This is a genomic window from Haloferax sp. S2CR25 (genome assembly GCF_031624535.1).
In the GTDB taxonomy this organism is placed as follows: Archaea; Halobacteriota; Halobacteria; order Halobacteriales; family Haloferacaceae; genus Haloferax; species Haloferax massiliensis.
On sequence record NZ_JAMQOO010000004.1, the window covers coordinates 61,679 to 84,943 of the forward strand.

General features: G+C 66.5%; 22 protein-coding genes and 2 tRNA genes. 19 read left to right on the top strand and 5 right to left on the bottom strand.

The window, feature by feature from the left end; all coding sequences use genetic code 11:
- The first annotated feature begins 23 nt into the window (after nt 1-23).
- From NDI65_RS11170 to NDI65_RS11195, 6 genes are all read left to right on the top strand, one after another.
- A complete protein-coding gene (locus NDI65_RS11170) occupies nt 24-1,220 on the top strand; it encodes a glycosyltransferase family 2 protein (protein WP_089779634.1) in 1,197 nt (398 codons plus the stop codon).
- Between the two features lie 106 nt (nt 1,221-1,326).
- On the top strand, nt 1,327-1,857 hold the full coding sequence (gene pyrE, locus NDI65_RS11175) for an orotate phosphoribosyltransferase (RefSeq protein ID WP_089779632.1): 531 nt from the start codon (nt 1,327-1,329) through the stop codon (nt 1,855-1,857).
- Nucleotides 1,858-1,931: 74 nt separating this feature from the next.
- A complete protein-coding gene (locus tag NDI65_RS11180) occupies nt 1,932-2,645 on the top strand; it encodes a phosphoribosyltransferase family protein (protein WP_089779630.1) in 714 nt (237 codons plus the stop codon).
- Between the two features lie 189 nt (nt 2,646-2,834).
- Nucleotides 2,835-4,247, top strand: a complete 1,413-nt coding sequence (locus NDI65_RS11185) for an NCS2 family permease (RefSeq protein WP_089779628.1) — start codon at nt 2,835-2,837, stop codon at nt 4,245-4,247.
- 91 nt (nt 4,248-4,338) lie between these two features.
- Nucleotides 4,339-5,727, top strand: a complete 1,389-nt coding sequence (locus NDI65_RS11190) for an aryl-sulfate sulfotransferase (protein ID WP_089779626.1) — start codon at nt 4,339-4,341, stop codon at nt 5,725-5,727.
- A 102-nt stretch (nt 5,728-5,829) separates the two neighbouring features.
- Nucleotides 5,830-6,084 carry a glutathione S-transferase N-terminal domain-containing protein gene (locus NDI65_RS11195; RefSeq protein ID WP_089779625.1) on the top strand — a complete coding sequence of 85 codons (255 nt, stop codon included), beginning with the start codon at nt 5,830-5,832 and terminating at the stop codon, nt 6,082-6,084.
- 49 nt (nt 6,085-6,133) lie between these two features.
- Here NDI65_RS11195 and NDI65_RS11200 read toward each other — a convergent pair whose 3' ends face one another.
- Together NDI65_RS11200 and NDI65_RS11205 are read right to left on the bottom strand one after the other, a co-directional pair.
- Nucleotides 6,134-6,517, bottom strand: a complete 384-nt coding sequence (locus tag NDI65_RS11200) for a hypothetical protein (protein WP_089779623.1) — start codon at nt 6,515-6,517, stop codon at nt 6,134-6,136.
- A gap of 78 nt (nt 6,518-6,595) precedes the next feature.
- Nucleotides 6,596-7,570 carry a transcriptional regulator gene (locus NDI65_RS11205; protein WP_089779621.1) on the bottom strand — a complete coding sequence of 325 codons (975 nt, stop codon included), beginning with the start codon at nt 7,568-7,570 and terminating at the stop codon, nt 6,596-6,598.
- A gap of 142 nt (nt 7,571-7,712) precedes the next feature.
- Between NDI65_RS11205 and NDI65_RS11210 the strand changes: the two genes are divergently transcribed.
- Nucleotides 7,713-8,981 (top strand): tRNA(Ile)(2)-agmatinylcytidine synthase, encoded by a 1,269-nt coding sequence (locus NDI65_RS11210; protein WP_089779619.1) that lies wholly within the window; start codon nt 7,713-7,715, stop codon nt 8,979-8,981.
- A 24-nt stretch (nt 8,982-9,005) separates the two neighbouring features.
- Here the strand turns inward: NDI65_RS11210 and NDI65_RS11215 are convergent, their stop codons facing one another.
- A complete protein-coding gene (locus tag NDI65_RS11215; protein ID WP_089779617.1) occupies nt 9,006-9,449 on the bottom strand; it encodes an Ig domain-containing protein group 1 domain-containing protein in 444 nt (147 codons plus the stop codon).
- Between the two features lie 75 nt (nt 9,450-9,524).
- On the opposite strand from NDI65_RS11215, the gene NDI65_RS11220 reads away from it, so the two are divergent.
- Genes NDI65_RS11220 through NDI65_RS11230 form a run of 3 tightly spaced genes read left to right on the top strand, consistent with a single transcriptional unit; the run spans nt 9,525 to nt 11,283 of the window.
- Nucleotides 9,525-10,574 carry a DUF87 domain-containing protein gene (locus NDI65_RS11220; protein WP_089779615.1) on the top strand — a complete coding sequence of 350 codons (1,050 nt, stop codon included), beginning with the start codon at nt 9,525-9,527 and terminating at the stop codon, nt 10,572-10,574.
- Nucleotides 10,575-10,594: 20 nt separating this feature from the next.
- Nucleotides 10,595-10,930, top strand: a complete 336-nt coding sequence (locus NDI65_RS11225) for a CrcB family protein (RefSeq protein ID WP_089779612.1) — start codon at nt 10,595-10,597, stop codon at nt 10,928-10,930.
- The gene (locus NDI65_RS11230; RefSeq protein ID WP_089779610.1) at nt 10,927-11,283 is read left to right on the top strand and encodes a CrcB family protein; all 357 of its coding nucleotides are present in this window, start codon (nt 10,927-10,929) and stop codon (nt 11,281-11,283) included. The genes NDI65_RS11225 and NDI65_RS11230 overlap by 4 nt, the downstream gene beginning before the upstream one ends.
- Nucleotides 11,284-12,297: 1,014 nt before the next feature.
- On the opposite strand, the gene NDI65_RS11235 is transcribed toward NDI65_RS11230, so the two are convergent.
- Both NDI65_RS11235 and NDI65_RS11240 read right to left on the bottom strand, forming a co-directional pair.
- Nucleotides 12,298-12,370, bottom strand: a tRNA-Asp gene (locus NDI65_RS11235).
- Nucleotides 12,371-12,399: 29 nt separating this feature from the next.
- Nucleotides 12,400-12,472: transfer RNA gene (locus NDI65_RS11240), tRNA-Asp, on the bottom strand.
- A 267-nt stretch (nt 12,473-12,739) separates the two neighbouring features.
- On the opposite strand from NDI65_RS11240, the gene NDI65_RS11245 reads away from it, so the two are divergent.
- The 9 genes from NDI65_RS11245 to NDI65_RS11285 all read left to right on the top strand — a co-directional run bounded on the left by NDI65_RS11245 (nt 12,740) and on the right by NDI65_RS11285 (nt 23,189).
- Nucleotides 12,740-12,967 carry a DNA-directed RNA polymerase subunit H gene (locus tag NDI65_RS11245; protein ID WP_004044577.1) on the top strand — a complete coding sequence of 76 codons (228 nt, stop codon included), beginning with the start codon at nt 12,740-12,742 and terminating at the stop codon, nt 12,965-12,967.
- Nucleotides 12,964-14,529, top strand: a complete 1,566-nt coding sequence (locus NDI65_RS11250) for a DNA-directed RNA polymerase subunit B'' (RefSeq protein WP_004044576.1) — start codon at nt 12,964-12,966, stop codon at nt 14,527-14,529. The genes NDI65_RS11245 and NDI65_RS11250 overlap by 4 nt, the downstream gene beginning before the upstream one ends.
- A gap of 1 nt (nt 14,530) precedes the next feature.
- On the top strand, nt 14,531-16,360 hold the full coding sequence (gene rpoB, locus NDI65_RS11255; RefSeq protein WP_004044575.1) for a DNA-directed RNA polymerase subunit B: 1,830 nt from the start codon (nt 14,531-14,533) through the stop codon (nt 16,358-16,360).
- 12 nt (nt 16,361-16,372) lie between these two features.
- A complete protein-coding gene (locus NDI65_RS11260; protein WP_089779608.1) occupies nt 16,373-19,297 on the top strand; it encodes a DNA-directed RNA polymerase subunit A' in 2,925 nt (974 codons plus the stop codon).
- Nucleotides 19,290-20,549, top strand: coding sequence for a DNA-directed RNA polymerase subunit A'' (rpoA2, locus tag NDI65_RS11265; RefSeq protein ID WP_089779607.1), 1,260 nt, complete (start codon nt 19,290-19,292; stop codon nt 20,547-20,549). Before NDI65_RS11260 ends, rpoA2 begins: the two co-directional genes overlap by 8 nt.
- Nucleotides 20,550-20,551: 2 nt before the next feature.
- Entirely contained in the window at nt 20,552-20,971 is a 420-nt protein-coding gene (locus NDI65_RS11270; RefSeq protein WP_089779605.1) for a NusA-like transcription termination signal-binding factor, read from the top strand.
- Nucleotides 20,972-21,022: 51 nt separating this feature from the next.
- On the top strand, nt 21,023-21,916 hold the full coding sequence (locus tag NDI65_RS11275) for a mechanosensitive ion channel domain-containing protein (RefSeq protein WP_042661919.1): 894 nt from the start codon (nt 21,023-21,025) through the stop codon (nt 21,914-21,916).
- Nucleotides 21,917-22,143: 227 nt separating this feature from the next.
- Nucleotides 22,144-22,572, top strand: a complete 429-nt coding sequence (locus tag NDI65_RS11280) for a 30S ribosomal protein S12 (RefSeq protein ID WP_004044570.1) — start codon at nt 22,144-22,146, stop codon at nt 22,570-22,572.
- A 2-nt stretch (nt 22,573-22,574) separates the two neighbouring features.
- Nucleotides 22,575-23,189 (top strand): 30S ribosomal protein S7, encoded by a 615-nt coding sequence (locus NDI65_RS11285; protein WP_042661920.1) that lies wholly within the window; start codon nt 22,575-22,577, stop codon nt 23,187-23,189.
- Nucleotides 23,190-23,265 lie beyond the last annotated feature (76 nt).

Consider the following 23,265-nt stretch of genomic DNA (forward strand, 5'->3'; position numbering starts at 1 on the left):
TCCGAGGGTTGCGACTCGGTCAGATGAAGACCGAACGTATCTCGCTCATCGTCGGTGGACTCGTGGCCGTCCTCGCGGCCGTCGGGACGGCGGCACCGTGGCTCGCACCCGGCGGGGTCGACTGGACCGTCGCGGGCGAACTGCTGGTCGTCGGAACGACGGCGCTTTTCACCGCCACGGCCCTCGTCTGGGTCGTCCTCACCTACGTCGTCGGCGCGGGCTACGAACCGCCGCCTCCGGAGTACGGCCCCGACGAGATTCAGGTCCGAATCCTCACCGTCGACGCCGAGTCGGTCGTCCAGTCGACCGTCGACTCGCTCCCGGCGTCGTTCGACGAGGTCCACGTCGTCGCCGAGACCGACATCGACGTCGCGGGCGCGTCGGTCCACGCCGTCCCCGGCGACTTCGACTGCGACGCCGTCCGGAAGGGGCGCGCAATCGAGTGGGCGCGGCGGACCCTCGAAACCGACCGCGAGTACGTCCTCTACTTGGACGAAGACAGCCTGCTGGAGTCGTTCGACGGGCTTCCCGGCTCCGACGTGGTCCAACTGCGCGAGCGGCCGCGCCGGACCGACTCGCTGTTTTCTTACCTCGCCGACGTCTACCGGATGGGCGTCCAGATAGAACAGCGCGCCTTCGCTCGCCTCTCGATTCCGCTGTTCGCGTGGGGCGGCGGCATCGCCGTCCGCCGGGAGGTCGAGGAGGCCGTCACGTGGGACCGCGAGACGCTCGTCGAGGACACCGCGTTCGTCTGGGCGGCCGCGCAGGAACGCGACGACTTCGCGTTCGACCTCGCCACGGCGACCTGCGCCAACGAGGCCCCGCCGTCGCTCACCGAGATTCTCCAGCAGCGCCGCCGCTGGGCCGCCGGCAACCTCGACGCCGCGACGGCGCTCCCCGCTCACTACCAACTTCTCACCCGCGTCCGCAACTACGCGTGGGCGCTCTCGCCGGTGGTCACCGTCGTCGCGGTCCCCCTCTCGGTCCTCGGCGTCGGCCTCGTCGCCGGCGGCCTGTTCGCGCTCGCGTCGCTCGGACTCGGCGCGCTCACGGCGTTCTGGTACCTGCGGGGCGTGGTCTACTACGGCCGCGACAAGTTCTCGTGGGCGCTCGCGGTCCCGCTCGCGCCGGTCGTCACCGTCGTCCACTCGATGGGGACGGTCGCGGGCATCCTCGACCCGCCCCGGGACTTCCGCGTGACGAAGAAGGCCGGGAAGTAGGGACCCGCCCCGATTGCCGCGGTCGCGGGGGTCGGCGCGACCGAACCGCCCCGAACCGCCCCGAACCGTCCCGCTTAAGCGCCTCCCTGAACCCTCTCGAAACAAGATGGCGAACGCAGCACTCATCGAGGCGCTTCGAGCCGCCGACGCGGTCCAGTTCGGCGAGTTCGAACTCTCCCACGGCGGCACGTCGAGCTACTACGTGGACAAGTACCTCTTCGAGACCGACCCCCGGTGTCTGAAGCTCATCGCCGAGGCGTTCGCGGAGCGCGTCGCGGACGACGACAAACTGGCGGGCGTCGCGCTCGGCGCGGTCCCGCTCGTGGCCGCGACCGCGGTCGAGACGAACAAGCCGTACGTCATCGCCCGCAAGAAGGCGAAGGAGTACGGGACGGCCAAGCGCATCGAGGGCGCGCTCGACGAGGGCGAGGAGGTCGTCGTCCTCGAAGACATCGCGACGACCGGACAGAGCGCCGTCGACGCCGTCGAGGCGCTCCGCGAGGCCGGCGCGGTCGTCGACCGCGTCGTCGTCGTCGTGGACCGACAGGAGGGGGCAGCGGAGCTGTTAGCCGAACACGACATCGAACTGGAGTCGCTTCTCACCGCCGAGGACCTGCTGGCCGACGCCGACCGCTAATACACGCTTGTGACTAATTCACTCGCAATCTGCAATCGAAGTATTCATTTTTGTGCAAGTACGAAGCCGGAGGCATGAACAGAGCAGAGAAGGCCGCACTCCAGTTGCAGGCTGTCTCCGTGCTCCGGATGCTCAAAGAGACCCGGACGTACGACGAGCTGGCCGAACTCACGGGACTGCCGGCCGGCGACCTCAACCGCTACGTCAACGGGCACGTCCTGCCCGGGGTCGAACGCGCCCGCGAGGTCGTCGAGGGCGTCGGCCGCGACGCGCTCGCAGACGAACTCGAAGCCCGCGTCCGATTCGACGACGAGGGCTACGTCGACAACTCCGACGTCGTCTTCGACCAGTCGTTCCTCGACCTCGTCGCGCCCGTCGCGGCGAACGCGCTGAACCTCGAACGCCCCGACGTGATTCTGACCGCGGCGACAGACGGCATCACCCTCGGCGCGGCGATGGCGAGCTACTTCGGCGCGCGCCTCGCGTACGCGAAGAAGTCGAAAGAGACCGCCGTCGAGGACTTCATCGAGTCGCGCCAGCGCCTCGCGTCCGGCATCGAACTCACCTACTACCTCCCCGCCAGCGCCATCGACGACGGCGAGCGCGTCCTCGTCGTCGACGACCTCATCCGCTCGGGCGAGACGCAGGAACTCCTCTTGGACATCGCCTTGCAGGCCGACGCCGACATCGCCGGCGTCTTCGCGCTCATCGCCGTCGGCGACGAGGGGACGAACCGCGCCCGCGAACTCACCGACGCGCCGGTCGGCGCGCTGAGCAGTTTCGACTGAGGCTCCCCCGCGGCCGCTCGAATAAACGGCCCCAAACTCGTTAGTTCAATTACAACTGGTGGGAAAATGGGCACTTCTGTGCCATTCGTTCACGTCGAATGGGTCGTTTAACTCATGTTCGTGCATAATTCTTCTCGGTCGGATGGTAATGCTTATGTGTGCAATCATGGGTATGCTTAGTCGTGCATTATGGGGCTCTCTGAAACCCTCGCAAACTACTTCGACGTGCATGAACACGGGTCCACGATCAGGACCGAGATTCTCGCGGGCATCACGACGTTCCTCACGATGTCGTACATCGTGGTCGTCAACCCGTCGCTTCTCGTGGATAATCCGAACATACCGGGTGTTGACGGCATCGCCATCGCCGGGTACGCGCCAGGTGAGATTCAGTCGATGCTCGCCGTCGTCACCATCATCGCGGCCGCAATCGCGACCACGGTCATGGCGTTCTACGCCAACCGACCCTTCGCGCAAGCGCCGGGGCTCGGCCTGAACGCCTTCTTCGCGTTCACCGTCGTCGGCGCGTTGGGCGTCCCGTGGCAGACGGCGCTCGCGGCCGTCTTCGTCGAGGGAATCATCTTCATCGCGCTCACCGCCGTCGGCGCGCGGGAAGCCATCATCAAGGTGTTCCCCGAACCGGTCAAGATGGCCGTCGGGACCGGTATCGGCCTGTTCTTGGCGATTATCGGGTTGCAGGCGATGGGCATCGTCGTCGACGACACCGCGACGCTCGTCACGATGGGGAACCTCGCGTCGAACCCCGTCGCCATCGTCTCCATCGTCGGTCTGTTCTTGACGTTCGCGCTCTACGCGGCGAACGTTCCCGGTTCTATCATCATCGGCATCGTCGGCACGTCGCTTCTCGGCTGGGGCCTCACCGTCTCGGGCCTCGTCGCCCCTGAGGCCAATCTCGTCGCCGGTTCCTCCGCGGCGACCTACGACATCACGCCGCTGGCCGGGGCGTTCGTCTCCGGCTTCGGGAACGTCGAGGCGTTCAGTTTCGCCCTCATCGTCATCACGTTCTTCTTCGTCGACTTCTTCGATACCGCCGGCACGCTCGTCGGCGTCGGGCAGGCCGGGGGCTTCCTCGACGAGGACGGTGACCTCCCCGACATCGACAAGCCGCTGATGGCCGACGCGGTCGGCACCACCGCGGGCGCGATGCTCGGGACGTCGACGGTCACGACCTACATCGAGTCCGCCACCGGCGTCGAGGAGGGCGGGCGCACGGGACTCACCGCGCTCGTCGTCGCGCTCCTCTTCCTCGCGTCGCTCGCAATCGTCCCGCTCGCGACGGCCATCCCGCAGTACGCCTCGCACATCGCGCTCGTCGTCATCGGCGTCGTCATGCTCCGCAACGTCGTCGACATCGAGTGGGACGACCTTACCTTCACCATCCCCGCCGGCATGACCATCCTCGTCATGCCCTTCACGTACTCCATCGCCTACGGCATCGCGGCGGGCATCGTCTCGTACCCGCTCGTGAAGGTCGCCGCCGGCGAGTACGACGAGGTCAGCGCCGGCCAGTGGGCGCTCGCCGTCGCGTTCGTCCTCTACTTCGTCGTCCGCACCTCGGGGATGCTGCAGGCGCAGGTCTGACCGCGCCGACGACTCTCTCTCCGCGCTGATTTTCTCACGACCCGATCGGATTCATAAAGTATTGAACAACTGCGGTTCTAAGCTACTCCGTATGAATATTCCCAACGAGCGGCTCGCCCTCCGCGGAGCCGTTTTCCTCCTCATTATCGGCCTTCTCACACCCTCTGCGGTCTCCGCGTTGACGTACGACCCCTCCCAGCAGACGAGCCTCGAACCCGGGACCGTCACCAGCCCCGCCAACGGTTCGACGCTGGTGAGCGTCCAAGGCTACACCTTCCAGGGCAACACGAACCCGAAGAAACCCGCTCGCGTCGTCTCGGTCGGCGAACGCGGGAGCCTCCAGTGGACCTACGACGACTCGGTCGGCGGGAGCGCGTGGTTCTTCGACGTCGACCCGCTCCCGAACGGGAACCTGCTCGTCTCGTCGCCCCGCGGGACCGACACCGTCGTCTTCGAACTCGACCCGGACACCCGCGAACGCGTCTGGGAGCAGCGGTTCGACATGGAAGACACCCACGACGTCGACGCCTTCGGCGAGGACGAACTCCTCATCGCCAACATGCGCGAGTGGAACGACTCCGCCGGCGTCAGCGAGGACCGAATCGTCGTGTACAACCGAACCACCGACGAAATAACGTGGGAGTGGTACTTCAAGGACCACTTCCCCGCGGACACCGACGGCGGCTACAACGCCGACTGGAGCCACGTCAACGACGTGGACTACATCGGCGACGGTCGGCTCCTGTTGTCGCCGCGGAACTTCGACCAAGCCATCGTCGTCGACATGGAGTCCAAAGAGATCGTCGAGCGCCTCGGCACCGACGACGACTACGACGTGCTCAACGAACAGCACAACCCCGACTGGCTGGTCAGCGAGAACGGCACGCCGACCATGCTCGTCGCCGACAGCGGGAACAACCGCATCGTCGAGTACGCGAAGGAAGACGGCGAGTGGGTCCGAACGTGGTCCGTCGGCTCGAACACGCTCAACTGGCCGCGCGACGCCGACCGCCTCCCCAACGGGAACACGCTCGTCGTCGACACGCTCAATCACCGCGTGATAGAAATCACGCCGACCGGCGAGGTCGTCTGGGAGTTCTACGCGACGTGGGGGCCGTACGACGCCGAGCGGGTCGCCCACGGCGACGAGTCCTCGGGGCCGACGATTCGGGACCTCAACGCCAGCGGCTCGTACCCAATCACCGGGAGCGCGAACCTCACCGCGGGCGGGAACGAGAGCGTCGGCTTCGTCTCGCGGGTCCAGTCGACGTTCTCCGGGACGCCGCTCGAAGAACCGATGAGCGGACTCTCGACCCGACTGTCGCACGTGCTTCCGTGGCTCCGCCCGGTCTGGATGACGCCGTGGGACCTGTTTTGGGCGGCGTGCGCCGTCGGCGTCGGCCTCACCGCGACCGGCGGAGAGCTGTATCTGATGCGCCGGCGGCTACTCGACGCGCTCCGCGGGTTGTTCGGGAGGTAACGCCGGCCCCGCAGCCGACCCCGCGGCGCGCCTTTCGGGGTCGTGTGGCGAGGTCGCATAAGACCATGGCACTCTTTAGCCGCGGCTCCGTACCACGGCGTGATGTCCGATCTCGTCCTCTACGAACTGCAGGGCTGTCCGTACTGCGCGAAGGTGAAGAACAAGCTCGCCGAACTCGACCTCGACTACGAGTCGCAGATGGTTCCCAGCGCCCACGCCGAGCGCACGGAAGTCGAGGAGGTGAGCGGTCAGACCGGCGTCCCCGTCCTCGTCGACGAGGAACACGGCGTCGAGGGGATGGCCGAGAGCGACGATATCGTCGACTATCTCGAAGAGACCTACGGCTCGGCGGCGTAACCCCGTCCGCTCCGTCCGGCCCGTCCCGGGGTGAGCGTTGCGACCCCGCCTACTGTTCTCGCTTTCGACCGCGGGCGGTCTCGTAGCTCGCGCGAAGCGCGTCCGAGAGTTCGGCGACTCGACTCGGCTCGATATCGACGGTCACCCACGACCCGACGACGCGACCGTTCGCCTCGAACGGCAGGACGCGGTGGCGCGCTGCCACCGCCGCTCGCGACGCGGCCGGTAACGACGTAAACGAGAGCCCCTGTTCCGAGACGACGGCGAAGAGCGTCCCGTTCGCCCGGAACGACGGACGGCCGAAAAGCACCGTCCGCTCGACCGCCGGCCACGAAGCGGCCTCCCGCCACACCGCGGCCGCGAGCGTCTCGACGGCGGCCCGCGACCGCTCGCTCGTCTCCCCTCTCCCCTCGGCACCACTCCAGTTCGACATCACAGTCGCTACGCTGGCGAGGAGAATAACGATAGTCGCTCGGGCGGGCGCGCCCGACGCCGCCGGGCTGGCGCGGAGTTAGCTCTCGGCGGGGTCGCGGGTCCGCTCGCGAATCAGGTCGCGGATTTCGTCGGGGTCGTCGATGGCGGCGAGTTCCTCGCAGCTGACGATGCCGGTGCCGTCGACCGACTCGCGCTTCTGCTGTTCCTCGACGAAGTACACCGAGCGCGTCCGCGTGATTTCGCCGAGCGACGACATGATCTGGGCGCGCTTTTCTGCGCTCCGGGTGAAGGGCGAGTGTCCGGTGAGGACGTTCGTCTCCTTTCTGCGCCCGGCGTCCTCGCTGACGGCCTTGAACGGCGCGCGGGCGGTCGGATGGACGGTGAAGCCGGCGCGCGTCAGCACCGACAGGACGTGTTCGTCGTCGGGGTCGACGTCCGGGTCGTCTGGCGTCGGCTCGGCGTCGCGCACGTCCTCGGCACCCGTGAGCACGTCGACCGGGTTCGAGAAGGGGCGGTCGAACAGCTCTTCGAGGTGAATCGCCACCTCGATGCTCGCGTTCATGCCGTTTTCGTACTTCGAGACGGTGCGCCGCGAGACGCCGAGTTCGGTCGCGAGCTGCCCGAGGCTCCACCCGCGTTCTTGCCGCTCTTCGGCGAGCACGTCGCCGTCGAGACTCACGTACAGCCCGCCGGGGGCGGCGTAGATGAGCGGGGGAACTTCCTCGACGAACAGGTCCATGGCGGTGTCGGGGTTCAACACCGGCACGCCGTGGCGGAAGTAGACGACGCCGGGTTTGAGGTCCTCGTCTCGGGTCCGAAGCCCGACGACCAACGGCGTGGCGTCGAGGTACGAGCCGAGGCGTCGCATCTCGGAGCCGGTGATGCCGTCGAACGCGTCGATGTTCCCCAGTATCTTGAGGAGCAACAGGTCCTCGCCCCTGCGAGCGGCGAGGTCGAAGCTCTTCGGCCGGATGGCGATGCGGTCGCTCACGACGAAGCCCGCGTCTTGGAGCATCGCGGCGACATTACCAACCAGCGCTGACCGGGACATAGGGGGCAATAAGCGATTCGGCCCATAAAGCGTTTTCCCCGATATCGCCGCCCTCGCCGTGGTGTATCCGTTCTCGATGCCGCATTTATATAGCCGAGGCCGTCCCGAAAGGCGTTACTGCGCCCTCCGGCAATCTCCGCTCATGACCGTCATCGGCCTCGACGACACCGACTCCCGCACTCTCGGGATGTGTACGACCTATCTGGCGACGCTCGTCGCCGAGGCGGTCGAGGCCCGCGGCGGGACCGTCGAGCGGCGACTCCTCGTCCGCCTGAACCCGGCGGTCGAACACAAGACCCGCGGGAACGCGGCGCTGGCGATTCACACCGACCTCCCCGCGGGCGCGGCGTTCGACCTCGCCCGCGAGGAACTCGACCGCTGGGCCGTCCTCGACGACGACCGGACCAGTCCGGGCCTCGTCGTCGCGCCGGGGTCGGCCGACACGGTTTCGACCGCCGTCGCCGAGTTCGCCCGCGACGCCGTCCGCGACTTCCACGACCTCGACGCGGCGGTCGACCTCGCCGAGCGCTCCGGCTTTCTGACCGAGGGCTGGCACGGCGGTCGAGGCCGCATCGGCGCGCTCGCGGCCGTCGGCGCGTGGGCCGCCTTCGACGAGTGGACCTACGAACACATCACCTACCGCGAGTTCCACCGCTGCGGGACGCCCCGCGATGTCGACTTCGACTCCGTCTTCGACGCCGCCGACGCGGCGTATCCCGACGCGTGGGACACCGTGGACCGCGAGGAGGGCGAGGCCGTCTGCGTGCCGAACGCGCCGGGGCCGATTCTCCACGGCATCCGCGGCGACGACGTCGACACCGTCCGCGAGGTCGCCGCCGCCATCGACTCGGAACCCGTCGACCGCTCGGCGACGTTTCTCACGAATCAGGGGACCGACGCGCACCTCCGCGACGGCGTGGTCTCGGCCCTCCGCGACGGCCGCGCCTACCGCGTCGCCGGCACCGTCGCCTCCGAACCGGAGACGCGCCCCGGCGGCCACGTCTTTTTCGACCTCGAAGCCGACGGCTCCGTGGTCTCGGTCGCCGCCTTCGAACCGACGAAACGCTTCCGAAACCGGGTGCGGGCGCTCCGCGTCGGCGACGCGCTCACCGCCTGCGGCGAGGTCGGCGACGGGACGCTCAAACTGGAGAAGTTCGCGGTCCGTGACCTCGTGCGGACCGAGCCCGCGACGCCGACGTGCCCCGACTGCGGGCGGACGATGAAAAGCGCCGGCCGGAATCAGGGCTACCGGTGTCGCGACTGCGGGACCGACGCGCCCGGCAAAGTCGACCGAGCGGTCGACCGCGACCTCGAACTCGGCTGGTACGAGGTGCCGCCGTGCGCCCGCCGGCACATCGCCAAGCCGCTCGTTCGCGGCGGGTTCGACGCGGCGACGCACCCGGAGCGCTGAGGTCGCGGTTCGGGGGTTCGGCGTTCAGTCCTGAACGACAAGGACGTTCGTGTTCTCGCGGCGGTCGACGAACGACCCCCCGGCGGGTGGTTTCACGTCCACGACGAGCGTCCCGTCCTCGCGGTTCGCGCCGAGTTCGGCGTCGACGTGAACGGTCGCGGACCCCCCGTCGCCGGTCTTCGCCGTCGCCACGCCGTCGATTTCGGCGGTTCCAGACTTCACGATGACCGTCGCGTCCTCCACGGGGTCGCCCTCGTGGTCGACGACGGTGAAGTCGAGGTCCTGTTCGCCCGGACCGACCACGTCGGGCGTCGGCTTCACGTCGAGTTCCGAGGTTGCGAGTCCCTGCACGCCGGAGAGCATGTTGAGCATGACGCTCATACTGGCGACGCCGACCACGAGGGCGATGACGAGGCGGACGGGGAGACCTTCGATAGCGCGCGTGTCTGACCGGAACATATCGAGCATAGCCCGTCTGGCCGCGGGTTCGTATATAAACCCTCGTCCGGGGGTTCAAGTCGCATCGCGCGGCCAGTCCGCGCCATGCACACTATCGGCCGCAAGTCGGACGAGGACGGCCCGGTCTGTCGGTTCGGATGCTACCGTGCCCGCGACGGGAGCGACGGCGCGGCCGTCGGCCTCGACGTGAACCGCCCGCACGCGGCGGTCGTCGTCGGCAAGCGCGGGAGCGGGAAGTCCCACACGCTTGGCGTCATGGCCGAGGGACTGGCACGCGCTGCGGGCGTCGCGCCGGTCGTGATAGACCCGATGGGCGTCTTCGACGGCCTCGCCGAGTCGCCGATAGACGCGGCGGTCCACGACTCGCCGAGCGTCCGCGCCGACGCGCTCCCGCCGAGCGCGTGGCCGGAGTTGCTCGGTCTCGACCCCACTGCCGCCGCGGGGTCGCTCGTCTGGCGTCTCGCGGCCGCGGAAGACTCGCTGTTGGCGATGCGCGGGGCGGTCGCCGACGCCGACGCCGCGCCCGAGGCGCGCAGAGCCGCGGCGAATCACCTCGCGCTCGCCGACTCGTGGGACGTATTCCACTCCGACGGCCTCGACCTGCGGTCGCTCTGCGGCCCCGCGCCCGACGTGCTCGACCTCTCGGGGCTGGACGCGACCCCTGCGAACGCCGTCGCCCGCGTCGTCGCCCGCGGCCTCTACGACGCCCGTGTTTCGGGCTCGGTCTCCTGTATTCCGTGGTTGCTTCTCGACGAGGCCCACGCGTTCGTCGGCGGACTCGCCGACCCGGCGCTCCGGACGCTTCTCACGCGCGGGCGCGCTCCCGGCGTCGGCGTCGTCCTCGCGACTCAGCGGCCCTCTGCGCTCCCCGAGGTCGCCGTCTCGCAGGCCGACCTCCGGGTCGTCCACCGGCTCACCGCCGGTCCGGACGTGTCGGCGATGGCGGCCGCCGACCCGACGTACTTCGACGAGTCGCTCCGCGCTCGGCTCCCGCGGGAACGCGGGTGCGCGCTCGTCGTCGACGACACCACGGAGACCGTCCACGACGTGCGGGTTCGCCCCCGAGAGACGCCCGACGGCGGCGCGACGCCGAGGGCGGTCTCCGAGCGCGACCGTTCCGAAACCGTGGAGTAGTCTGGCCGGAGAAGGGCCGTATGGACCGCTCGGAACTGGCGCTGGTCGCCCTCGGCGGGTTCGCCGGCGCGATACTGCGCTACGCCGTCTCCGTCGCGATTCCCGGTGCGGGCGGCACGCTCGCGGTGAACGTCCTCGGGTGCTTCGCCCTCGGGACGTTCATCACGTCGGTCTCCTCCCGCCGGGCGCAACTGTTCTTCGGGACCGGGCTGCTCTCGTCGCTCACGACGTACAGCACGTTCGCCGTCCAGACCGCGTCGCTGTCGCCGATGGGCGGCGCGCTCAACGTCGGCGCGAACTACGCGCTCGGCTTCGCCGCCGCCGCGCTCGGCCTCGCGTTCGGGGGGCGACGATGACCCTCCCGCTTCTGTCGGCCGCCCTCGTCGGCGTCGGCGGGATGGCCGGCGCGGTTTCCCGGCACACCGTCGACCAGCGAGTCGTCGGCAAGTGGAGCACCGTCACCGTCAACGTCCTCGGGAGCGTCGCGCTGGGATTCATCGCCACCGCGCCCGTGGGCGACGCGACCGCGACCCTCGCCGGAACCGGCTTCTGCGGCGCGTTCACGACGTTCTCGTCGTTCGCGGTCGGCGTCGCGGAACTCGCCGATGCGGGCGACTACGACACGGCCGCTCGGTACGCGTTCGGGACGCTGTTGGCGGCGTTGGTCGGGGTTGCGATTGGGGCTGCTGCTGGTGGGATTGTGGGATGAGAGTAAGTGATATGTCACCCACTATGTTCCGTCAAGAATAACGCATCAAGTACGCCGGTGAACTCATCCAGAGGCTGGTTAATTAACTCTGACAGGAGCTTGTTTACTGGTTCAACCCCTTCCACGACTGCAGTATGAAATTCTGGACTCTGTCGAAACTCTTGACTACTGATCTCTAGTGGAGACCGTGCTGAGTAGGAAGCGCAAGTCGGCCATCTTGAGTCAAACGAATTTGGCTAATTAACTGAGCTTGACCTCTTTGTGACGCTTGTATAGATACACAACTCCTGCTGGAATCGTTATCAGCTGCACGGCTGAGAACACAAACGAACCAAGGTGCAGTACGCTAATGACTCCCCACAATACTCGGTTCGGTGTCCAATCGCTGTTGTTCTGCTGGAGCGCTTTGACATCTAGGTAAAGACATATTGAGTACAGAGGTGCTAGAAGACCACCGATCAGAATCGTCGCCGCTACCGTAATCAAGGAGAATAGAAATAATAATCCAGTCTCTGGACCGGATGGAACGAGAGTTGGGGGAGAGCCAACTTGGGGTTCGCTAACTAAGTGGAGGAGACCGTACGAAGCCCATGTGAGACCTAAAACTCCGATGAAGAATGCCACTCCATACCACCACCGTGAGTTAGGAGGTCTGGACATATCATCTGACATGGGCTTTTCTGACTGAACTCGACTGTTCCTGAATAATAAAACCGCTGTAGTGGAAGGCGCGAGGATACTGTGTCAACTTATCCTTCGAGACGCCTCGCTGGAGGAGTTGAAATCAGAGACGCGCCCGAGGCGGGAGTTCACCGAACAGCGTGAGGTGAACTCAGGAACTCCCGTGAGTGAACGACGTGAACGAACGGGTGTGACGGGATTTGAGCCTCGGTCGCTTTGCTCACTCCGTTCGCGTCACTCCTTGGTTCAAATCCCACCCGCCAACGTTCACAGATTTCACTCGCTGTCGCTCGGCGACGAGACGCCTCGCTGGAGGAGTTGAAATCAGAGAAGCGCCCGAGGCGGGATTTGAACCCGCGTCACGACCGTGACAGGGTCGTATGATGGGCCACTACACCACCCGGGCTTACTGAAGTGAGTTTGCGGTACGGAGAGCGCCCGAGGCGGGATTTGAACCCGCGTCACGACCGTGACAGGGTCGTATGATGGGCCACTACACCACCCGGGCCCTCCGTCTGCACTCATCCGTAGCCGAGGTTTATAGATAAGACTTACCATCTGGGTTGCCCTTGGCCCGCGGTACCGCGATTCCTGCCCCGAAGACATTTATATCACGACACCCCATGCCAAGGTGTGACGATTCGCGCATCTCCGGTGCGTGACTGCCGATAGCGTCGCCTTTCTTCGACGCAGTTGGCAAGTGTTAAATGGGTGCGTCCCAAAATCAGCCGTAGTATCCCGTGACAGCTTCTTCCAGCACCCAGCAGCACCATACATGGTAGACGTAAGCCAACACAAACTGGTTCCGGAACACACGAAACTCGACGACGAGGCCGTCGAGGACGTGTTACAGGAGTACAACGTCGAGAAGACGAATCTCCCGAAGATCAAGCTGAAAGACCCGGCGCTCCCCGAGGACGCAGAGCCCGGCGACGTCATCAAGATCGTTCGGAACTCTCGAACGACAGACAAAGCAGTCGTATACCGACTGGTGATTGAATGAACCGACAAGCGCGACGCGAGGTCTCTCGCAAGTACTTCTCCGAAGAACGGCTCGCTGAACACCACTTCCGCTCGTTTAACGCGTTCCTCGAACGCGGCATGATGGACGTCGTCGAGGAGAAGGCGACCATCGAAACGGACATCGGCGACAAGGAGGGCGAGGAACCCGTCTACGTCGAACTCGGTGGCGTCCGCGTGGAGACGCCCCGCGTCCGCGAGGCCGACGGCTCCGAGGAACTGCTCTTCCCGCAGGAAGCGCGCCTGCGCAACATCACCTACTCCGCCCCCGTGTTCATGGAGATGTCCATCGTCCGCGGCGGCGAGGAAGAAGAGGAAGTCGTCGTCGACACCGCGGAGACGAAGGTCGGCCGGATGCCCATCATGGTCGGCTCCTCGAAGTGCAACATCGCGGAGCTCTCCGACGAGGACCTCGTCGAAATCGGCGAGGACCCCGTCGACCCCGGCGGCTACTTCATCGTCAACGGCTCCGAGCGCGTGCTCATGACCTCGGAGGACCTGGCACCGAACAAGATTCTCGCCGAGTACGACACGAAGTACGGCGACGAGATTCAGGTCGCGAAGACGTTCAGCCAGCGCCGCGGCTACCGCGCGCTCGTGCTGTGTGAGCGCAACCGCGAGGGGCTCCTCGAAGTGTCGTTCCCGTCGGTCTCCGGGAGCGTCAACTTCGTGACGCTCGTCCGCGCGCTCGGCCTCGAATCCGACGAGGAGATCGTCCACCGCGTCTCCGACGACCCGGAGATTGTGAAGTTCATGCTCGAAAACCTCGAAGAGGCCGAGGTGCAGACCCAAGAGCAGGCCATCGAGGCGCTCGGCAAGCGCGTCGCCGGCGGGCAGGGCAAGAACTACCAGCTCAAGCGCGCCAACTACGTCATCGACCGCTACCTGCTCCCGCACCTCCACGAGGAGGGCGCGGAAGAAGAGGAAGTGCGCATGAACAAGGCGTACTACCTCTGTCGCATGGCCGAGGCGTGTTTCGAACTCGCACTCCAGCGCCGCGACTCCGACGACAAGGACCACTACGCCAACAAGCGCCTGAAGGTCTCCGGCGACCTCATGAAGGACCTCTTCCGGACGGCGCTCAACAAGCTGGCGCGCGACGTGAAGTACCAGCTCGAACGCGCCAACATGCGGAACCGGAACCTGACGGTCAACACCGTTGTCCGGTCCGACGTGCTCACGGAGCGGCTCGAACACCCCATCGCGACGGGCAACTGGGTCGGCGGCCGTTCCGGCGTCTCGCAGCTCGTCGACCGCACCGACTACATGGGTGTGCTGTCGCACCTTCGCCGCCTCCGGAGTCCGCTGTCGCGGTCGCAGCCGCACTTCGAGGCGCGCGACCTGCACGCGACCCAGTGGGGTCGCATCTGTCCCTCCGAGACCCCCGAGGGACCGAACTGCGGTCTGGTGAAGAACTTCGCGCAGGCGATGGAGCTCTCCCAGAACGTCGAGGACGAACAGTCGCTGAAACGAGAACTCGCGTCGATGGGTGTCGAGGGTATCCCCGGCATCGACAGCGTCGACGCCGCACCCGCGGACGACTAACATGGCTCAGGCACAGCGAGAAGCGAAAGTATACGTCAACGGTAGTCTCGTCGGGACCCACCCGGACCCCAACCAACTCGCGGCACAGATTCGAGAGGCGCGCCGCCGCGGCGACGTGAGCCAGATGGTGAACGTCTCCGTCAAAGAGCGCACCCGCGAAGTCATCATCAACGCCGACGCGGGCCGCGCCCGCCGTCCGCTCATCGTCGTCGAAGACGGCGAACCGCTCCTCGACGACGACCACGTCGAGGCGCTCGACAACGACGAACTCGACTTCGACGACCTCGTCGAGCGCGGGCTCGTCGAGTTCATCGACGCCGAGGAGGAAGAAGACATCTACGTCGCGGTCGACGAGGACGAACTCAACGAGGACCACACGCACCTCGAAATCGACCCGCAGCTCATCTTCGGCATCGGTGCCGGGATGATTCCGTACCCGGAGCACAACGCCTCGCCCCGCATTACGATGGGTGCAGGGATGATGAAGCAGTCGCTGGGGCTGCCCGCGGCGAACTACCGCATCCGCCCGGACACCCGCCAGCACCTCATGCACTACCCGCAGCTCTCGATGGTCAAGACGCAGACCACGGAGCAGATCGGGTTCGACGAGCGACCGGCGGCCCAGAACTTCGTCGTGGCCGTCATGTCCTACGAGGGCTTCAACATCGAGGACGCGCTCGTCATGAACAAGGGCTCCGTCGAACGCGCCCTCGCCCGCTCGCACTTCTTCCGCACCTACGAGGGCGAGGAGCGCCGCTACCCCGGCGGGCAGGAAGACCGCTTCGAGATTCCGTCCCAGGACGTGCGCGGCGCGCGCGGTGAAGACGCGTACTCGCACCTCGACGAGGACGGCCTCGTCAACCCCGAGACGGTCGTCGACGAGAACTCCGTGCTGCTCGGCAAGACCTCGCCGCCGCGGTTCCTCGAAGAGCCCGACGACATGGCGGGGCTCTCGCCGCAGAAGCGCCGCGAGACCTCCGTCACGATGCGCTCGGGCGAATCGGGCGTCGTGGACACGGTCACGCTCATGGAGGGCGAAGACGGCTCGAAGCTCGCCAAGGTGTCCGTCCGCGACCAGCGCGTTCCGGAACTCGGCGACAAGTTCGCGTCCCGTCACGGACAGAAGGGCGTCGTGGGCCACCTGGCACCCCAGGAGGACATGCCCTTCACCGCCGACGGCGTCGTTCCCGACCTCGTGCTCAACCCGCACGCCCTGCCGTCGCGCATGACGGTCGGCCACGTGCTGGAGATGCTCGGCGGCAAGGTCGGCGCGCTCGAAGGCCGCCGCGTCGACGGCACCGCCTTCCAGGGCGAAAACGAAGAGGAGCTCCGCTCGGCGCTCGAAGAGCGCGGCTTCATGTCCTCCGGCAAGGAGGTCATGTACTCCGGCGTCACCGGCGAGAAGATCGAGGCCGAAATCTTCGTCGGCATCATCTTCTACCACAAGCTGTACCACATGGTGAGCAACAAGCTGCACGCCCGCTCGCGCGGTCCCGTGCAGGTGCTCACCCGCCAGCCGACGGAGGGTCGCGCCCGCGAGGGTGGCCTCCGTCTCGGGGAGATGGAGCGCGACACCGTCATCGGACACGGTGCCGCGATGGTGCTCCAGGAGCGCCTGCTCGACTCCTCCGACAAGGAGAAGGTCTACATCTCCGCCGACACCGGCATGGTCGCCGTCGAGGACCGCGACCAGCGCCGCATCTACGACCCGGTCACCGGCGACGAGGACAACATCCACGAAATCGAGATCAGCTACGCGTTCAAGCTGCTCCTCGACGAGATGGTCGCGCTCGGCGTCCGCCCGCGAATCGAACTGAAGGACGCGGTCTAACCACTCATGTCAATGCAGACACCCAAAGAAATCGGCAGCATCCAGTTCGGGTTGATGGACCCGGAGACGTACCGAGACATGTCCGCGACGAAGGTCATCACCGCGGACACCTACGACGACGACGGCTACCCAATCGACATGGGTCTCATGGACCCGCGGCTGGGCGTCATCGACCCCGGTCTGCAGTGCCGCACCTGCGGCCAGCACTCCGGGTCGTGTAACGGGCACTTCGGCCACATCGAACTGGCCGCGCCCGTCATCCACGTCGGCTTCACGAAGCTCATCCGCCGCCTGCTCCGCTCAACGTGTCGCGAGTGCGGTCGCCTCTCGCTCACGGACGAGGAGGCCGACGAGTACCGCGACAAGCTCGGTCGCACGAAGGAACTCGGCGACGACTGGAGCGACGTGATGAAGTCGGCGGTCCGGCAGGCCCGCAAGGCCAACCGCTGTCCCCACTGCGGCTCGCCGCAGCACGACATCAAACACGAGAAGCCGACGACCTACTACGAGGTCCAGAACGTGCTCGCCGGGGACTACTCCGAGCGCATCGCCGAAGCGATGCAGCCCGACCCCGACGACGAGGACGACGAGGGCGTCGACCCCGTCACCCTCGCCAACGAGACCGGTCTCGACGCCGAGCGCGTCAATCAGGTGCTCGCCGGCGAGTTCCGCCCGGTCGGCGACGACCGCAAGGCGCTCGAAAAGGCGCTCGACCTCGACCTCACGGAAGAGGACATGAACAAGCTGATGCCCTCGGACATCCGCGACTGGTTCGAGGACGTCCCGGACGAGGACCTCGTCACGCTCGGCATCGACCCCAGCCGGTCGCGCCCCGAGTGGATGATTCTGACCGTCCTCCCCGTCCCGCCGGTCACGGCGCGTCCCTCCATCACGCTGGACAACGGCCAGCGCTCCGAGGACGACCTGACTCACAAGCTCGTGGACATCATCCGCATCAACCAGCGGTTCATGGAGAACCGCGAGGCGGGTGCGCCGCAGCTGATTATCGAGGACCTGTGGGAACTGCTCCAGTACCACGTCACCACGTTCATCGACAACGAGATTTCGGGCACGCCGCCGGCGCGCCACCGCTCCGGCCGCCCGCTGAAGACGCTCAGCCAGCGCCTGAAGGGCAAGGAGGGTCGCTTCCGCGGCTCCCTGTCCGGCAAGCGCGTCAACTTCTCGGCGCGTACCGTCATCTCGCCGGACCCGACGCTCTCGCTCAACGAGGTCGGCGTCCCGGACCGCGTCGCGTCCGAGATGACCCAGACGATGAACGTCACCGAGCGCAACATCGACGAGGCTCGACAGTACGTCCGTAACGGACCCGAGAGCCACCCCGGCGCGAACTACGTCCGCCGCCCGGACGGCCGCCGCCTGAAGGTGACCGAAAAGAACTGCGAGGAACTCGCGGAGAAGGTCGAACTCGGCTGGGAGGTCAACCGCCACCTCGTCGACGGCGACATCGTCATCTTCAACCGACAGCCGTCGCTGCACCGGATGTCCATCATGGCGCACGAAGTCGTCGTGATGCCGTACAAGACGTTCCGCCTGAACACCGTCGTCTGTCCGCCGTACAACGCTGACTTCGACGGCGACGAGATGAACATGCACGCCCTCCAGAACGAGGAGGCCCGTGCCGAGGCGCGCGTCCTCATGCGCGTCCAAGAGCAGATTCTCTCGCCGCGCTTCGGCGAGAACATCATCGGCGCGATTCAGGACCACATCTCGGGCACCTACCTGCTCACCCACGACAACCCCGAGTTCGTCGAGACGCAGGCGCTCGACCTGCTCCGCGCGACGCGCGTGGACACGCTCCCCGAGCCCGCGGGCGAAAACGAGGACGGCCAGCCCTACTGGACCGGCCAGCAGATCTTCTCCGAGCTCCTGCCGGACGACCTGAACATGGAGTTCACCTCGAAGGTCGGCGACACGGTCACCATCGAGGACGGCCAGCTCGTGCAGGGCACCATCGACGAGGACGCCGTCGGCGCGTTCGGCGGCGAAATCGTCGACGCCCTCGCGAAGGACTACTCGAAGACGCGCTCGCGCATCTTCATCAACGAGATCGCCTCGCTCGCGATGCGCGCCATCATGCACTTCGGGCTGTCTATCGGTATCGACGACGAGTCCATCCCGGACGAGGCGACGGCGCAGGTCGACGAGGCCATCGACGCCGCCTACGACAAGATTCAGGAGCTCATCGAAATCTACGAGGCGGGAGAGCTCGAATCCCTGCCGGGGCGCTCCGTCGACGAGACGCTGGAGATGAAGATCATGCAGCGCCTCGGCAAGGCGCGCGACTCCGCCGGTGAAATCGCCGAAGACCACTTCGAGGAGGACAACCCGGCAGTCGTGATGTCGAAGTCCGGCGCGCGTGCGTCCATGCTCAACCTGACCCAGATGGCCGGCTGTGTCGGCCAGCAGGCAGTTCGGGGCGAGCGCATCAACCGCGGCTACGAAGGCCGCACCCTGAGCCACTACCAACCGGGTGACCTCTCGGCAGAGGCCCACGGCTTCGTCGAGAACTCCTACCGCGCCGGCCTCACGCCGCGCGAGTTCTTCTTCCACGCGATGGGTGGCCGCGAGGGGCTTGTCGACACGGCAGTCCGGACCTCGAAGTCCGGTTACCTCCAGCGTCGGCTCATCAACGCCCTCTCCGAGCTCGAGGCGCAGTACGACGGCTCCGTCCGCGACACGTCGGGGACCATCGTCCAGTTCGAGTTCGGCGAGGACGGCACGAGCCCGGTGAAGGTCTCCTCGGACGACGAGACGCCCATCGACGTCGAGAACATCGCCGACCGCGTCCTCACCTCGGAGTTCAGCTCCGCGGAGGAGAAAGAACGCTTCCTCGGCGAGCGCGAACCGCCGACCAACCTCTCCGAGCACGCCGAACCGCGTGTCGACGCCCGTGCGGGGGTCGAATCCGATGACTGAACATGACGCAACCGCCGACTACGAGTTCGTCGACGACGCCGTCGTCGACATCGTCGAGACCAAAGAGCTGTCTCGACGACTGAAGGACCGCATCTACCAGACCATCGAAGAGCGCGAGGGCGTCACCCTCGACCAGGCCGGCGAAATCGCGCAGGCCGTCGAGGCGCGCTACCTCGACACCCGCGTCGACCCGCTCGACCCCGTCGGGACGGTCTCGGCGCAGTCCATCGGTGAGCCGGGGACGCAGATGACGATGAACACGTTCCACTACGCGGGCGTCGCCGAAATCGACGTCACGCAGGGACTGCCGCGGCTCATCGAACTGGTGGACGCGCGGAAGACCCCCGACACGCCGATGATGACGGTGTACCTCGACGACGAGTACGCGAACAACCGCGAACTCGCCCACCAGGTCGTCTGGAACATCGAGTCCACGAAGATTCTGGCGCTCGGCGACATCTCGACGAACGTCGCCGACATGGTCGTGCAGGTCAACCTCAACGACGAGACGCTCCTCGAACGCTGGCCGACCTACGACGACGAGGGCGTCATCGCGAGCGAAATCGCCGAGACCATCGAGGACGCGCTCGGCATCAAGACCCGCCGCGAGGGGACGCTCATCGAGTTCGGCCCCGAGAGCCCGAGCTACCGCCGGCTCCTCCAACTCGTCGAGGAACTGCGCGACATCGTGTTCAAGGGCATCGAGGAGGTCTCCCGCGTCGTCATCCGCAAGGAGGACAACGAGAGCACCGACGGCGAGGAGTTCGTCCTCTACACCGAGGGCTCGGCGTTCGGCGACGCGCTCGCAATCGAGGGCGTCGACGCCTCCCGGACCACCTCGAACAACATCCACGAGGTGCACAAACAGCTCGGTATCGAGGCCGCCCGCGAGGCCATCATCGACGAGACGATGAACACGCTCCGCGAGCAGGGTCTCGACGACGTGAACATCCGCCACCTGATGCTCGTCGCGGACATCATGACGAACGACGGGACCATCGAGTCCATCGGCCGTCACGGTATCTCCGGGTCGAAGGACTCCGTCCTCGCCCGCGCCGCGTTCGAGGTCACGGTCAACCACCTGCTCGACGCCGCCATCCACGGCGAGGAAGACGACCTCGACGGCGTCATCGAGAACGTCATCGTCGGCAAGCCGATCGCTATCGGCACCGGTGACGTGGACCTCCGCATGGGCTCGCTCGACGTCGAGGACGCGGACGCCAACGCGGCACCCGAACCGTCCGACGACTGACGATGAAAGTTACGCTGTCGGATACGGCTCGCCGCTTCATCGCCCTCTTCGAGGAGGAGACGGAGGCGACCGCCCACGACTGCCTCGTCTTCGACGACCGGGTCGTCTTCCTCGTCGCCGCGGGCGACATGGCGACGGCCATCGGCCCCGGCGGGCGGACCGTCCAGTCGGTCGAACGCCAGCTCGGCCGGACGGTCGAACTGGTCGAGGACGCCGACACGCCGGAGGCGTTCGTCGCCAGCGCGCTCGCGCCGGCGGCCGTCCGACACGTGACTCTCTCGCGGCAGAACGACACCGTCGCGTACGTCGAGGTCGCCGACGCCGACCGCGGCGTCGCCATCGGCGCGAGCGGGAAGACCATCGACACCGCCCGCGAGCTGGCGCGTCGCCACTACGACATCGACGACATCCAGTTGACGTAGGGCGGTCGACGCGACCACACGTTTTTGTCCCCACCGAACGGCGAGCTACGCATGTCGCCGATACGACAGTCGTTGGGGGTCGCAGTCGGGCAACTCGACCCGACGGGGTTTTCGGAGTACGAGGAGCTCGCGAGCGCGACCGCGGGGTTCGCCGCGGCGGCGGTCGCGGTCTATCTCGTCGGTCGGCTGCTCGTGGTCCCCGCGGTGACGAGGCTCGTCGGCTCCCGCAACCGGAACAACCCGACGCTGAAGTCGGCGACGGAGACCTACGCGCACGCCTTCGTCATCGTCGTCGCCGCGCTCGCCGGCGTCATCGGCGCGGGGTACGCGTCGGTCCTGACCGACACGGCGCTCATCGTCGCGGCGCTGACGCTCGTCGTCGGCGTCGCCGGACAGGAGGTCATCGGCGCGCTCATCAGCGGCCTCTTTCTCGTGGCAGACCCGGACTTCAACGTCGGCGACTGGATATCGTGGCCCGGCGGCGAGGGCGTCGTCGAGGCGGTCGACTTCCGGGTCACGCGCGTACGGACGGTGAACAACGAGACCATCTCGGTGCCGAACACGGAGCTCACGACGAACGCGCTTACCCGACCGTACGGCCGAGAGCGCTACCGAATCACCGAGCGCGTCGACGTCGCGTACGCCGACGACACGGAGCTGGCGCTCCGCGAACTCGTCGAGACGGCGCGGGAGGACGACCGCGTGCTGGACGAGCCGGAGCCGACCGCGCGCATCCTCGAATTCGCCGGGAGTTCGGTCGGGCTGCAGGCGGAGTTCTGGGTCGCCTCGCCGATGGACGTGAGCCTCGTCGACGTCCGCTCGGGGTTCCGGCGTCGGGTCAAGCGACGATTCGACGAGGAGGGGCTGACGCTCGGACCGGCGTCGGGACGGGAGGTCAGCGGTCGCCTCGACGTGGACCTCGTCGGCGAGCGCGGCGGCGAGTGACCCGGCCGAACGGGGGCGAAAACGGCCGGTGTGGCGACGGTTCGCACGGAGGTCGAAACGACACCATCTCCGGGCGGTTTAGTCGCTCTTCGACGCGGAGGTGCCGCCGTTCGAACCGACGAAACGACCTCAGATTCCTCCTTAGGGGCCGCTAATCGCTCCTGAAGCCGTCTCGCCGGATTCGAAAAGGGAGGCTTAAGTAGCTCCATCTGGAACTGTTGTTCACTATGGCGAACGGCAAATACGCCGCGCGCAAGCTCAAGCAGGACCGGCAGAAGCGCCGCTGGTCCGACTCTGAGTACGCGCGCCGTGAGCGCGGTCTCGGCAAGAAGTCCGACCCGCTTGAGGGTGCCCCGCAGGGTCGCGGCATCGTCCTTGAGAAGGTCGGTATCGAAGCAAAGCAGCCGAACTCGGCGATTCGGAAATGCGTCCGTGTTCAGCTCATCAAGAACGGAAAGCAGGTCACCGCCTTCTGTCCCGGTGACGGCGCGATTTCGTTCATCGACGAGCACGACGAAGTCACCATCGCCGGTATCGGCGGCGCGAAGGGTCGCGCGATGGGTGACCTTTCGGGCGTCAACTACAAGGTCGAGAAGGTCAACGGCGTCTCGATGATCGAACTCGTCCGCGGAAACGCCGAAAAGCCGGTGCGCTAACAATGTCGGAAAGCGACGCACCCGAGCCCGAGTCCCCCGCGAGCAGCGAGGAAGCGAAAGAGAACGCGCTTCTGTTCGGCGTCTGGGACGTCTCCGAGATGGAGTACACCGACCCCAGCATGAGCCGGTACATCAAGGCGACGCCCATCGCCCACACGATGGGTCGTCACGCCTCGAAGCAGTTCCAGAAGTCCGAAATCAGCATCGTCGAGCGGCTCATCAACCGCCTGATGCAGACCGAGGACAACACGGGACACAAACAGAAGACGAGCAAAATCGTCAAGGAAGCGTTCGAAATCGTCAACGAGCGCACCGAGGAGAACCCCGTGCAGGTGCTCATCCGCGCGGTCGAGAACGCCGGCCCCCGCGAGGAGACCGTCCGCCTCAAGTACGGCGGTATCTCGGTCCCGCAGGCCGTCGACGTCGCCCCGCAGCGCCGCGTCGACGAGGCGCTGAAGTTCATCGCGCAGGGTACCCTCAGCGGTTCCTACAAGTCCACGACCACCGCCGCCGAGGCGCTCGCACAACAGCTCATCGGCGCGGCCGACTACGACGTCCAGACGTACGCTATCTCCCAGAAAGAGGAGAAAGAGCGCGTCGCCGAAGCGGCCCGGTAATCTCTCCACTCTCTTTCGTTTTTCACCGCGGCGAGTGACGACGCCGCACGACGGGGTCGCTGGTTCGTTCGCTCGC

Bases quoted from the DNA above. Each gene is read 5' to 3' on its own strand.
- NDI65_RS11210 (WP_089779619.1), top strand. From the start codon at position 7,713: ATGACCGTCATCGGCCTCGACGACACCGACTCCCGCACTCTCGGGATG.
- NDI65_RS11200 (WP_089779623.1), bottom strand. From the start codon at position 6,517: ATGTCGAACTGGAGTGGTGCCGAGGGGAGAGGGGAGACGAGCGAGCGG.
- NDI65_RS11225 (WP_089779612.1), top strand. From the start codon at position 10,595: ATGGACCGCTCGGAACTGGCGCTGGTCGCCCTCGGCGGGTTCGCCGGC.
- NDI65_RS11285 (WP_042661920.1), top strand. From the start codon at position 22,575: ATGTCGGAAAGCGACGCACCCGAGCCCGAGTCCCCCGCGAGCAGCGAG.
- rpoA2 (WP_089779607.1), top strand. From the start codon at position 19,290: ATGACTGAACATGACGCAACCGCCGACTACGAGTTCGTCGACGACGCC.
- NDI65_RS11250 (WP_004044576.1), top strand. From the start codon at position 12,964: ATGAACCGACAAGCGCGACGCGAGGTCTCTCGCAAGTACTTCTCCGAA.
- NDI65_RS11260 (WP_089779608.1), top strand. From the start codon at position 16,373: ATGCAGACACCCAAAGAAATCGGCAGCATCCAGTTCGGGTTGATGGAC.
- NDI65_RS11270 (WP_089779605.1), top strand. From the start codon at position 20,552: ATGAAAGTTACGCTGTCGGATACGGCTCGCCGCTTCATCGCCCTCTTC.
- NDI65_RS11280 (WP_004044570.1), top strand. From the start codon at position 22,144: ATGGCGAACGGCAAATACGCCGCGCGCAAGCTCAAGCAGGACCGGCAG.
- NDI65_RS11185 (WP_089779628.1), top strand. From the start codon at position 2,835: ATGGGGCTCTCTGAAACCCTCGCAAACTACTTCGACGTGCATGAACAC.
- NDI65_RS11245 (WP_004044577.1), top strand. From the start codon at position 12,740: ATGGTAGACGTAAGCCAACACAAACTGGTTCCGGAACACACGAAACTC.
- pyrE (WP_089779632.1), top strand. From the start codon at position 1,327: ATGGCGAACGCAGCACTCATCGAGGCGCTTCGAGCCGCCGACGCGGTC.
- NDI65_RS11220 (WP_089779615.1), top strand. From the start codon at position 9,525: ATGCACACTATCGGCCGCAAGTCGGACGAGGACGGCCCGGTCTGTCGG.
- NDI65_RS11275 (WP_042661919.1), top strand. From the start codon at position 21,023: ATGTCGCCGATACGACAGTCGTTGGGGGTCGCAGTCGGGCAACTCGAC.
- NDI65_RS11180 (WP_089779630.1), top strand. From the start codon at position 1,932: ATGAACAGAGCAGAGAAGGCCGCACTCCAGTTGCAGGCTGTCTCCGTG.
- NDI65_RS11205 (WP_089779621.1), bottom strand. From the start codon at position 7,570: ATGTCCCGGTCAGCGCTGGTTGGTAATGTCGCCGCGATGCTCCAAGAC.
- NDI65_RS11230 (WP_089779610.1), top strand. From the start codon at position 10,927: ATGACCCTCCCGCTTCTGTCGGCCGCCCTCGTCGGCGTCGGCGGGATG.
- NDI65_RS11215 (WP_089779617.1), bottom strand. From the start codon at position 9,449: ATGCTCGATATGTTCCGGTCAGACACGCGCGCTATCGAAGGTCTCCCC.
- rpoB (WP_004044575.1), top strand. From the start codon at position 14,531: ATGGCTCAGGCACAGCGAGAAGCGAAAGTATACGTCAACGGTAGTCTC.
- NDI65_RS11170 (WP_089779634.1), top strand. From the start codon at position 24: ATGAAGACCGAACGTATCTCGCTCATCGTCGGTGGACTCGTGGCCGTC.
- NDI65_RS11195 (WP_089779625.1), top strand. From the start codon at position 5,830: ATGTCCGATCTCGTCCTCTACGAACTGCAGGGCTGTCCGTACTGCGCG.
- NDI65_RS11190 (WP_089779626.1), top strand. From the start codon at position 4,339: ATGAATATTCCCAACGAGCGGCTCGCCCTCCGCGGAGCCGTTTTCCTC.